Here is an 11,359-nt window from a genome sequence, read left to right on the forward strand (position 1 = left end):
ACTTTTGGCACGCTGTTGAGTTCTCAAGGAACGGACGCTTCCTTCGGACCGCCTTCCAGCGGACCCTCCGGGCTTCGTTCTTTCGTGTTTCCAGCCTAGCAGATGTTTTCCGCTCCGTTTACCGGGGCTTTTCACATCTGCAATCTGGCGTTAACCGCGGAGTCGCGGCGACTCGACCAACCATAGCGGGTGGCCGACCGGAGCGCGAATCGGGGCGCACCGGGAGTCCCCCGGACGGCGGCATGATTTGTTGCTCTCGCGAGCATATACAGCAATGGTCCCGTTTCGCCAAGATGCCTGTAGAGTGCGGCGCATCGGCCAAGAGGACTAGACCACTCGCGGGCCGGTGAGCCGCCGGCCGACTGGGCAGGCGCGGGCGGTTCTTCGCCCGGGAATGTCAGCAGATGTCCCTAGTTGACATCATTTAGGCTTCAGTTGATCGTCGTGCCGCTCCTCGCGGCCGCTCGCTGTACTGCGTACTTGGGAGGCACAACCATGACCACTGTGACGTCGCCGCTGACCGGCAAGATCGTGGGGCTCGCGGGCGTGCCCGACCCGGTGTTCTCGGGTGCGATGGTCGGCCCGGGCACCGCGATCGACCCGGTGCGTGAGCAGACCACGGCGCTCGCCCCGGTGGACGGTGTCGTCGTCTCCATGCACCCGCACGCGTTCGTCGTGGTGGACGCCGAGGGCCACGGTGTGCTGACCCACCTCGGGATCGACACCGTCCAGCTGAACGGCGAGGGCTTCGAGCTGCTCGTCGCCAAGGGCGACACGGTGACCCGCGGTCAGGCCGTCATCAAGTGGGACCCGGCCGCCGTCGAGGCCGCCGGCAAGTCGCCGATCTCGCCGATCGTGGCCCTGGAGGCCACCGCCGAGTCGCTCGGCGACCTGCGGGAGGACGGCGAGGCCAAGGCGGGCGACCAGCTGTTCAGCTGGAGCTGATCTCTTCCTTCCGACACCCGCCCCGAACGAGATGACGGGGCGGCCCCCACACAGCGGTTCCCGGCGGGGCCGCTCATCTCAGCGGAGACAGGTGACATGGAGAAGACGCTGCGCGGCGTGGGCGTGAGCCACGGGGTCGCGATCGGCCAGGTGCGGCACATGGGGACGGCGGTACTGGAGCCCCCGGCCACCCAGATCCCGACCGAGGACGCCCCGCGGGAGCAGGCCCGGGCCCAGGCCGCCGTCGAGGCGGTCGCCGCCGACCTCATCGCGCGCGGCAACCTCGCGGGGGGCGAGGCGCAGGCCGTACTGGAGGCCCAGGCGCTGATGGCGCAGGATCCTGAGCTGATGGCCGACGTGTCCCGCCGGATCGCCGTCGGCAGCAGCGCCGAGCGTGGCGTCTACGACGCGTTCGCGGCCTACCGGGCACTGCTCGCCTCCGCCGGGGAGTACCTGGCCGGGCGGGTCGCCGACCTGGACGACGTGCGCAACCGGATCGTGGCCCGGCTGCTCGGTGTGCCGATGCCGGGCGTGCCGGACAGCGACGAGCCGTACGTGCTGTTCGCGCGGGACCTGGCGCCGGCCGACACCGCGCTGCTCGACCCGACGCTGGTGCTCGGCTTCGTGACCGAGGAGGGCGGGCCGACCAGCCACAGCGCCATCCTGGCCCGGGCGATGGGTGTGCCGGCCGTCGTGGCACTGCCGGGTGCGATCGAGGTCGCCGAGGGCACCGTCGTCGCGGTGGACGGCAGCTCCGGCGACGTGCTGGTGGAGCCGTCCCGGGAGAAGCAGGACGAGCTGCGGGCGGTCGCCGCCGAGCGCAAGGCCGCGCTGGCCTCCTCCTCCGGCCCGGGGCAGACCTCGGACGGTCACCGGGTACCGCTGCTGGCGAACGTGGGCGGTCCGGCCGACGTGCCGGCCGCGCTGGAGAACGGCGCCGAGGGCGTCGGCCTGTTCCGCACCGAGTTCCTCTTCCTGGACGACTCGGCGAAGGCGCCCAGTGCCGAGAAGCAGGTCGAGGCGTACCGCAAGGTGCTGGAGGCCTTCCCCGAGGGCCGGGTCGTGGTCCGGGTGCTGGACGCCGGCGCCGACAAGCCGCTGGACTTCCTGACCCCCGCCGACGAGCCGAACCCGGCGCTGGGCGTGCGCGGGCTGCGCACCCTGCTCGAGCACCCCGACGTGCTGCGCACCCAGCTCGAGGCGCTGGCCAAGGCGGCCGAGGGGCTGCCGGTGCATCTTGAGGTGATGGCCCCGATGGTGGCCGACCGCAAGGACGCCAAGGACTTCGCGGCCGCGTGCCGGGAGGCCGGGCTGGACGCCAAGTTCGGTGCGATGGTGGAGATCCCGTCGGCCGCGCTGCGCGCCAGGGCGATCCTCCAGGAGGTCGAGTTCCTGTCGCTGGGGACCAACGACCTCGCCCAGTACACCTTCGCGGCCGACCGTCAGGTCGGTGCGCTGGCCCGGCTCCAGGACCCGTGGCAGCCGGCCCTGCTGGACCTGGTCGCCGCGGCGGCCGACGCGGCGCGGGTGAGCGGCAAGAGCTGCGGCGTCTGCGGCGAGGCGGCCTCCGACCCGCTGCTGGCCGTGGTGCTGACCGGTCTGGGCGTCACCAGCCTGTCGATGGGCGCGGCTTCGATCCCCTACGTGCGGACCACGCTCGCCAAGTACACGCTGGCGCAGTGCCGCCGGGCGGCCGAGGCGGCCCGGGCCGCGGACAGCGCCGAGGAGGCGCGGGCCGCGGCGCAGCAGGTGCTCTCCGGCGAGTGACGGCATAAGAGACGAGAAGGGGGCGCTCCCACCATCGCGGTGGGGGCGCCCCTTTCGTTCGCGCCGGGCCGGTCAGGCCTGGCGGTCGAGGCGGAGCCGCTCGAAGAAGCGCAGGTGCTCGAGGTGGTCGACGGAGCCGGGGTTGACGGCCTGCTCCAGCGGGGTGCCGGAGAGGATGCGCTTGACCGGGACCTCGATCCGCTTGCCGGTGAGGGTGTGCGGGAGGCCGCGGACGGCGATGACCTCGTCGGGCACGTGGCGCGGGGAGAGCTCGGTGCGCAGCGAGGTGCGGATGCGCCCGATCACGTCGTCGGTCAGCTCCGCGCCGGGGGCGAGGACGACGAACAGCGGCATCCAGTAGCCGCCGTCGGGCTCCTCCAGGCCGATGACCAGGGACTCGGCGATCTCGGGGAGGCGCTCGACGACCTCGTAGATGTCCGAGGAGCCCATCCGGACGCCCTGGCGGTTGAGGGTGGAGTCGGAGCGGCCGTGGATGACGACGGTGCCGCGGGAGGTGACGGTGATCCAGTCGCCGTGGCGCCAGATGCCGGGGTAGGTGTCGAAGTAGCTGTCGTGGTAGCGGGTGCCCTCGGGGTCGTTCCAGAAGCCGGTGGGCATCGACGGGATGGGCTTGGTGACGACGAGTTCGCCGACGGCGTCGGTGTGGGGGTGGCCCTGGGCGTCCCAGGACTCGACGGCCGCGCCGAGGCAGGGGGCCTGGATCTCGCCGAGGTGCACGGGGAGGGTGGGGACACCGCCGACGAAGCAGGAGCAGACGTCGGTGCCGCCGCTGACGGAGGCGAGCCAGACGTCCTGCTTGACCTCGTCGTAGATCCAGCGGAAGCCGTCGGGCGGGAGCGGGGAGCCGGTGGTGCCGATGCAGCGGACGGCGGAGAGGTCGAGGTCGCGGCCGGGGTGGAGTTCGGCCTTGCGGCTGGCGATCACGTAGGCGGCGGAGGTGCCGAGGACGGTGGCGCCGGTGCGGGCGGCGACCGACCAGAGGGCGCCGGTGTCGGGGTGTCCGGGGCTGCCGTCGTAGGTGACGATCGTGGACCCGACGAGGAGGCCGGCCAGCAGGAAGTTCCACATCATCCAGCCGGTGGAGGTGTACCAGAGGAAGCGGTCCCGCGGGCCGAGGTCGAGGTGGAGGCCGGCCTGCTTGAGGTGTTCGAGCAGGATGCCGCCCTGGCTCTGGACGATGGCCTTGGGCAGGCCGGTGGTGCCGGAGGAGTAGAGCACCCAGAGCGGGTGGTCGAAGGGGACGGCCTCGAAGACCGGCTCCACGTCGTCGGCGACCAGGTCGTCCCAGTTCAGGGCGCCCTCGGGGGCGGGGGCGCCGAGCAGCGGGACGTGGACGACGGTGTGCAGGCTGGGCAGTTCGCGGCGCAGTTCGGCGACGACCTCGGTGCGGTCGTGGTCCTTGCCGCCGTAGTGGTAGCCGTCGATGGCGAACAGGACGGCGGGCTCGATCTGCTGGAGGCGGTCGAGGACGCTGCGGGCGCCGAAGTCGGGGGCGCAGCTGGTCCAGACCGCGCCGACGGCAGCGGTGGCGAGGAGGGCGACGGCGGCCTGCGGGACGTTGGGCAGATAGGCGCTGACCCGGTCGCCGGGGCCGATGCCGCGGGCGCGCAGGGCCGCGGCCAGCGAGCCGACCTGGCGGCGGAGTTCGGACCAGGTGAGGACGGCCGGCTGCTCGGTGATCTCGTCGAGGTGGAGGATCGCGGGGTGGTCGGCGTTGGCGGGGTTCTCCGCCGCGCGCAGGGCGTGCTCGGCGTAGTTGAGGCGGGCGCCGGGGAACCAGCGGGCGCCGGGCATGGTGGCGTCGGCGAGGACGGCTTCGGGGGCCTGCCGGAAGCGGACGTCGAACCACTGGGTGATCGCGGTCCAGAACCGGTCGAGGTCCTCGGTGGACCAGGCGTGCAGGGCGGCGTAGCGCTCGGCGGCCTGCTGGTCGTCGGTGGCCGGGGCGAGGGGGGCGGCCGGGGCGCCGTGGTGTTCGGCGGCCCAGGCCTGGAAGGCCACCAGGGTGGTGTCGGCGGCGCGAGCGGGGGTGGGGCGCCAGAGCGGCTGGTCCTGTGGTGGGGTGCTCACGGTGGTGGTCTCCCGGCCGGTGGTGGGGACGGGAGGGCTCGTGGCAGACCCGTCCGGTTGGGCTGTCGGTGCAGACCATGCCACGTGATCGCCCGCCGCGCCAGGGTCGGCCGATGGGTGGACGGGAGGTCGGCGGGAGGTCAGCGCCGGGTGAACTCGCCGCCGAACCAGCGGCGCAGGACGCCGTTGTGGAAGTCCCAGACGAGTGGGGTCTCGGCGGTGGCGAGCAGCCAGCCGTCGGTCTCGTCGGTGGGGCGCGAGGGCGGGAGGTCGGCGAGCGGTCTGGTCGGGAGCAGTCCGCAGAGCATCACGAAGCGGCCGTTGGGGTCGGAGGCGGTGTGGATCAGGGTGATCTCGGCCGCGTCGGCGGTGATGCCGGTCTCCTCGTGCAGTTCGCGCACGCAGGCCTGCTGCCAGCTCTCGCCGTAGTCCATGTAGCCGCCGGGGAAGGCGAGTTCGCCGTAGCCGGGCTCGATGGTGCGGCGGATGACGACCAGGGCGGGGTCGGCGTCGGGGCGGGTGACGGGGAGGACGGTGACCGCGACGGGCAGCGGGTTGCGGTAGCTGATCTCGGCGCAGCCGGGGCAGGTGCGCGGCCAGGCGAGGGTGCCGGGCGGGTAGGGCGTGCCGCAGAAGTGGCAGTGCGAGAACGGCCGGTGGGCGCTCTGGATCGCTTCGTCAGTCGTCATGGCCGGATGGTAGCCCGGCCGTCGACGGTGGTGCCCCGGGCCGGGGAGGCTCAGGGCGCCCCGGTGTCCTCGGTGCTCTCCTCCCGGGCGGGGCGGAGCAGCGCGGGGTGCAGCAGCCGGGCGTCGCCGGCGTGGTACGTGCGGGCACGGGGGCCGCCGCGGGCGCCGCCGCGCTCGGTGGTGGTGCCGGTGCTCTCGACGAAGCCGGGCACCGACAGCACCTTGCGGTGGAAGTTGCCGGGGTGGAGCTTCTCGTCCCAGACCGCCTCGTAGACGGCGCGGAGGTCGGGGATGGTGAAGTCGTACGGCAGGAAGGCGGTGGCCAGCGGGCTGTACTCGAGTTTGGCGCGCACCCGGTCGAGGCCGTCGGCGAGGATGCGGGCGTGGTCGAAGGCCAGCGTGAGCGGGCCGGGGCCGGTGCGCCCGTCGACGCCACCCCCGTGGGTGTCGGCGGGCACACCGGCGGCTCGGGACCGGCCACGGGGCCGGAGGTCCAGGTCGGAGACGGGGTGCCAGGCGGCGGCCGCGGCGTCCGTCCCGGCCTGGGGGTCGGGCAGGTCGGGGGCGAAGGCGAGGTAGGCGACGGAGACGACGTGCATCCGAGGGTCCCGCTCGGGGGCGCCGTAGCTGCCGAGCTGTTCGAGGTGGAGCCGGCAGAGCGTCTCGGTCGCGGAGGCGCCCCGCAGGCCCGTCTCCTCCGCGAGCTCGCGGGCCGCGGCCTCGTCCAGGCTCTCCTCGCCGGCCCGCAGGAAGCCGCCGGGCAGCGCCCAGCAGCCCTGGTGGGGCGGGGCGCCGCGCTCGACGAGCAGCACGTGCAGGCTGCCGTGGCGCAACGTCAGGGCGACCACGTCCACGGTGACGGCGACCGGGGCGTAGGCGCGCGGATCGTACGCGGCGAGCCACTCCTGTTCGGCTCGGGGCCCGGTGGAGGGCGGTTGGTCGTCCACTGCCATCGCCGGGCTCCCTTCCGTGCGTTCCGGTGCCGCCGGCCTGGCCGCCGGTGCTGTTCTTCTCGGGCTGAGCACAACGTAACGAGCGCTTTCCCCGGCGGCAAACGGTTTTCCTCCACGGCCGGGGCACTCGGCCGGAGTGCCCCGGCCTAGGCTGTGACCAGGAACTCTGCCAGAGGAGACCGACATGCCCATTCTCCCCCCGCCCGACTTCGTCGCCGCGCTGGCCGCCGGTCCGCTGGTGCTCGACGGAGGGATGTCGAACCAGTTGGCGGCGGACGGGCACGACCTCTCGGACGAGCTGTGGTCCGCGCGGCTGCTGGCGGACGACCCGCAGGCGGTGCTGGCGGCGCACCGGGCGTACTTCGCGGCGGGCGCGGACGTCGCGATATCCGCGAGCTACCAGGCGAGTTTCGAGGGCTTCGCGCGCCGCGGGGTCGGCCGGGCGCAGGCCGCCCGGCTGCTGGCGAGCAGTGTGGAGCTGGCCCGGGAGGCGGCGCGCCCGGAGCCGGGCGGGCGGCGGCGCTGGGTGGCGGCCTCGGTGGGCCCGTACGGGGCGGTGCTGGCGGACGGCTCGGAGTACCGGGGCCGGTACGGGCTGAGCGTCGCGGAGCTGGCGGACTTCCACCGGCCGCGGCTGGAGGTGCTGGCGGCGGCCCGGCCTGACGTGCTGGCGCTGGAGACGGTGCCGGACGTGGACGAGGCGCGGGCGCTGCTGGGGCTGGTGCGCGGGCTGGGGGTGCCGGCCTGGCTGTCGTACAGCATCGAGGGTGACCGGACCAGGGCCGGGCAGCCGCTGGCGGAGGCCTTCGCGGTGGCCGCCGGGGTGGACGAGGTGGTCGCGGTGGGCGTCAACTGCTGCACGCCGCGGGACGCGGACCGGGCGGTGGCGGTGGCCGCCGAGGTGACCGGGAAGCCGGTGGTGGTCTACCCGAACAGCGGGGAGCGCTGGGACGCCGCCCGCCGGGGCTGGCGCGGCGAGCCGACCTTCCGCTCGGCCCGGGTGGATGGCTGGCTCGCGGACGGCGCGCGGCTGGTGGGCGGCTGCTGCCGGGTCGGGACGGACGGGATCGCCGCGCTGGCGGCGGAGGTGACGGTGCAGCGGACGCAGCGGGCGGGAGCGTCGGACTGACGGTGCGGACGGGGTGCCGGCGCGGCGGGCGGGAGCGCACGCGACGGCCCGGACCGCGGGTCGACGCCGCTGGTCGACAGGGGTCGGGGGCGGTTACCCGGGGGGAAGGTGCACGGAGCCTCGGCGGCCTGGCAGACTCGTCCCGTCACCCCTGCGGTCGACAATGTCGACCGCCTGTCAGCGCGGAGGTTCCCATGCCCGGCCCGATCCAGTCGCTTTCCCGGGCCGCCGCGATCCTGCGGCTGCTGGCCGGCGGCGAGCGCCGGCTGGGCCTGTCCGAGGTCGCGACGGCGCTGGACCTGGCCAAGGGCACCGCGCACGGCATCCTGCGCACGCTGCAGCAGGAGGGGTTCGTCGAGCAGGACCCGGAGAGCGGCAAGTACCAGCTGGGCGCCGAACTGCTGCGGCTGGGGCAGAGCTACCTGGACGTGCACGAGCTGCGGGCGCGGGCGCTGGTGTGGGCAGACGACCTGGCCCGGGCGGCCGGGGAGACGGTCTACCTGGGGGTGCTGCACCAGCAGGGCGTGCTGATCGTGCACCACGTGTTCCGGCCGGACGACACCCGGCAGGTGCTGGAGGTGGGCTCGATGCAGCCGCTGCACAGCACCGCGCTGGGCAAGGTGCTGGTGGCCTACGACCCGGTCGCGCGTGGGGAGTTGGGCGACGGACCGTACGAGTCGTACACCATGCGGACGCTGACCGGGGCGGCCGACGTGGACGCCGAGTGCGCGCTGATCCGGGAGCGCGGCTGGGCGGACTCGATCGAGGAGACCTGGGAGGGCGTGGCCTCGATCGGCGCGCTGATCCAGGACCGGCGGCGCAACCCGGTGGGCGCGGTGTGCATCAGCGGGGCGGTGGAGCGGGTCTGCGAGGACGGCTTCGTGAAGCCCTCGCTGGTGGCCTCGGTGCGCAGCGCGGCGCGGGCGATCTCCCGCGACCTGGGCGCCGGACGGTTCTGAGCGCACCCCCACGGACCCACCCTCCGAGCGCACCCCCGGGTACGTCTCGGAGCACACCTCGGAGTACGTCTCCGAACACACCCACGGACGGCTCGCCCAGAGCCGCCGATTCGTCACGCCGAGGCGCGGACGGCCGGTAGGCCTGTCCGCGCCTCGGGCGTTTTGTCCGGTTTCGGGACGCTCCCCTCGGTAGCCTCGACGGACCCGTCGAGGCGCGGGTCACAGCTGCGTAACCCCGCCTTGACGTGGGGGCGACCTGGGGAGGAAGCTTCCGCATGACGGTCGACATTGTCGAACGATGGCCGGAGAGATCACTCCCACAGTGAGCTCACCCGCACAGCGATCGACCGACCGCCTGCCCCCACCACCCTCCGGGCCATATGGACAAGGGAGTCTTTGTGTCCGCGTTCTCCAACGGCGACGTCTTCGTCGGCGAAACCCTCGGCACCGCCGCCCTGATACTTCTCGGCGGTGGCGTCTGCGCCGCCGTGACCCTCAAGAAGTCGAAGGCCGTCAACGCCGGTTGGCTGGCGATCACCTTCGGCTGGGGATTCGCGGTCCTCATCGCCGCCTACATGTCGGCTCCGAAGTCCGGCGCCCACCTCAACCCGGCCGTCACCATCGCCCTCGCGGTCAAGAGCGGCGACTGGAGCCAGGTGCCGCTCTACCTCGGCTCCCAGCTGCTCGGCGCGATCATCGGCGCCGTGCTGGTCTGGGCCACCTACCTGGGCCAGTTCAACGCGAACGAGGAGCCCACCCTCGGCATCTTCTCGACCGGCCCCGAGATCCGGAACCCGATCCAGAACGTGATCACCGAGGTCATCGGCACCTTCGTGCTCTGCTTCGCGATCCTCACCATCGGCACCAACTCCGGACTCTCCCAGTCCGGCACCGGCACCCTGATGGTCGCCTTCACCGTCGTCGGCATCGGCCTCTCGCTGGGCGGCCCGACCGGCTACGCGATCAACCCGGCCCGTGACCTCGGCCCGCGCATCGCCCACGCCCTGCTGCCGATCCCGAACAAGGGCGGCTCCGACTGGTCGTACGCCTGGATCCCGGTCGTCGGCCCGATCCTGGGCGGCCTGGCGGCCGGCGGCGTCTACAACGCCATCTTCTAGAGACCCCTCTCGAAATGAGCGGTGTCGACCCCGCCGCACACGGGGACTGACCGAGCAGGCTCGTCAGGCCCACCCACCCCGTATCCCCCGAACCAGAGCCGAGGACCCTCCCCATGACCTCCACCGGTAACTACATCGCCGCGATCGACCAGGGCACCACCTCCAGCCGCTGCATCATCTTCGGCGCCGACGGCCGCATCGTCGCCGTCGACCAGCAGGAGCACCGGCAGATCTTCCCCCAGCCCGGCTACGTCGAGCACGACGCCGCCGAGATCTGGACCCGGGTGCAGTCGGTCGTCCGCGGCGCGCTGGAGAAGGCCGGCCTGACCAAGGACGACATCCGCGCGATCGGCATCACCAACCAGCGCGAGACCACCGTCCTGTGGGACAAGAACACCGGCGAGCCGGTGCACAACGCGCTGGTGTGGCAGGACACCCGCACCGAGGGGCTCTGCCGCGAGCTGGGCCGCAACGTCGGCCAGGACCGCTTCCGCCGCGAGACCGGCCTCCCCCTGGCCAGCTACTTCGCCGGCCCGAAGATCCGCTGGCTGCTGGACAACGTCGAGGGCCTGCGCGAGCGCGCCGAGGCCGGCGACATCCTCTTCGGCACCATGGACACCTGGGTGATCTGGAACCTCACCGGCGGTGTCAACGGCGGCAAGCACGTCACGGACGTCACCAACGCCAGCCGCACCATGCTGATGAACCTGCACACCCTGCAGTGGGACGACAAGATCGCCGAGTCGATGGACGTCCCGATGTCCGTCCTGCCGGAGATCCGCTCCTCCGCCGAGGTGTACGGCGAGGCCGTCGGCGACCTGGCCGGCGTCCCCGTCGCCTCCGCGCTCGGCGACCAGCAGGCCGCGCTGTTCGGCCAGACCTGCTTCGACGAGGGCGAGGCCAAGTCCACCTACGGCACCGGCACCTTCCTGCTGCTGAACACCGGCGAGAAGGTCGTCAACTCGTACCACGGCCTGCTGACCACCGTCGGCTACCGGATCGGCGACCAGGCCCCGGTGTACGCCCTGGAAGGCTCGATCGCCGTCACCGGCTCGCTCGTCCAGTGGCTGCGCGACCAGCTCGGCATCATCTCCACCGCCGCCGAGATCGAGACCCTCGCCAACACCGTCGAGGACAACGGCGGCGCCTACTTCGTCCCGGCCTTCTCCGGCCTGTTCGCCCCGTACTGGCGCTCCGACGCCCGCGGTGTGATCGCCGGCCTGACCCGGTACGTCACCAAGGGCCACCTGGCCCGGGCCGTCCTGGAGGCCACCGCCTGGCAGACCCGCGAGGTCGTCGACGCCATGCAGAAGGACTCCGGGGTCGAGCTCACCGCCCTCAAGGTCGACGGCGGCATGACCAGCAACAACCTGCTCATGCAGAACATCGCCGACGTCCTGGACGCCCCGGTCGAGCGCCCGTACGTGGCCGAGACCACCGCCCTCGGCGCCGCCTACGCGGCCGGTCTCGCCGTCGGCTTCTGGAACGACCTCGACACCCTGCGGGCCAACTGGCACCGCGCCGCCGAGTGGACCCCGCGCATGGACGAGGCCACCCGGGAGCGCGAGTACAAGAAGTGGCTCAAGGCCGTGGAGCGCACCATGGACTGGGTGGAGGAGGAAGAGAACAACTGACCGACGAGCCGGTCGGGGCTCCGCGCCCCGGCCGGCCGCCCGCTGTTCCGACAACGGGCGTCACTGGTTTCACG

General features: G+C 72.8%; 9 protein-coding genes. 6 read left to right on the plus strand and 3 right to left on the minus strand.

Annotated elements, in window-relative coordinates:
• Nucleotides 1-495 precede the first annotated feature (495 nt).
• Both ACGF13_RS37505 and ptsP read left to right on the plus strand, forming a co-directional pair.
• Nucleotides 496-945 (plus strand): PTS glucose transporter subunit IIA, encoded by a 450-nt coding sequence (locus ACGF13_RS37505; RefSeq protein ID WP_392883871.1) that lies wholly within the window; start codon nt 496-498, stop codon nt 943-945.
• A gap of 96 nt (nt 946-1,041) precedes the next feature.
• Complete coding sequence (gene ptsP, locus ACGF13_RS37510; RefSeq protein ID WP_392883872.1) at nt 1,042-2,712, plus strand: phosphoenolpyruvate--protein phosphotransferase; 1,671 nt, start codon at nt 1,042-1,044, stop codon at nt 2,710-2,712.
• Between the two features lie 72 nt (nt 2,713-2,784).
• Here the strand turns inward: ptsP and ACGF13_RS37515 are convergent, their stop codons facing one another.
• The 3 genes from ACGF13_RS37515 to ACGF13_RS37525 form a co-directional block, all read right to left on the minus strand.
• Nucleotides 2,785-4,803 (minus strand): acetoacetate--CoA ligase, encoded by a 2,019-nt coding sequence (locus ACGF13_RS37515; RefSeq protein ID WP_392883873.1) that lies wholly within the window; start codon nt 4,801-4,803, stop codon nt 2,785-2,787.
• 140 nt (nt 4,804-4,943) lie between these two features.
• Nucleotides 4,944-5,492 carry an NUDIX domain-containing protein gene (locus tag ACGF13_RS37520; RefSeq protein ID WP_392883875.1) on the minus strand — a complete coding sequence of 183 codons (549 nt, stop codon included), beginning with the start codon at nt 5,490-5,492 and terminating at the stop codon, nt 4,944-4,946.
• Nucleotides 5,493-5,542: 50 nt separating this feature from the next.
• Nucleotides 5,543-6,445 carry an NUDIX domain-containing protein gene (locus ACGF13_RS37525; protein WP_392883876.1) on the minus strand — a complete coding sequence of 301 codons (903 nt, stop codon included), beginning with the start codon at nt 6,443-6,445 and terminating at the stop codon, nt 5,543-5,545.
• Between the two features lie 184 nt (nt 6,446-6,629).
• Between ACGF13_RS37525 and mmuM the strand changes: the two genes are divergently transcribed.
• The 4 genes from mmuM to glpK all read left to right on the plus strand — a co-directional run bounded on the left by mmuM (nt 6,630) and on the right by glpK (nt 11,285).
• Nucleotides 6,630-7,574, plus strand: coding sequence for a homocysteine S-methyltransferase (mmuM, locus tag ACGF13_RS37530; RefSeq protein ID WP_392883878.1), 945 nt, complete (start codon nt 6,630-6,632; stop codon nt 7,572-7,574).
• Between the two features lie 194 nt (nt 7,575-7,768).
• Entirely contained in the window at nt 7,769-8,533 is a 765-nt protein-coding gene (locus ACGF13_RS37535) for an IclR family transcriptional regulator (protein WP_392883879.1), read from the plus strand.
• A gap of 398 nt (nt 8,534-8,931) precedes the next feature.
• Complete coding sequence (locus ACGF13_RS37540; RefSeq protein ID WP_392883881.1) at nt 8,932-9,651, plus strand: MIP/aquaporin family protein; 720 nt, start codon at nt 8,932-8,934, stop codon at nt 9,649-9,651.
• Between the two features lie 113 nt (nt 9,652-9,764).
• Nucleotides 9,765-11,285, plus strand: a complete 1,521-nt coding sequence (glpK, locus tag ACGF13_RS37545; protein ID WP_392883883.1) for a glycerol kinase GlpK — start codon at nt 9,765-9,767, stop codon at nt 11,283-11,285.
• Nucleotides 11,286-11,359: the final 74 nt, after the last annotated feature.

The organism is Kitasatospora sp. NPDC048286, assembly GCF_043201735.1.
Taxonomy (GTDB): domain Bacteria; phylum Actinomycetota; class Actinomycetes; order Streptomycetales; family Streptomycetaceae; genus Kitasatospora.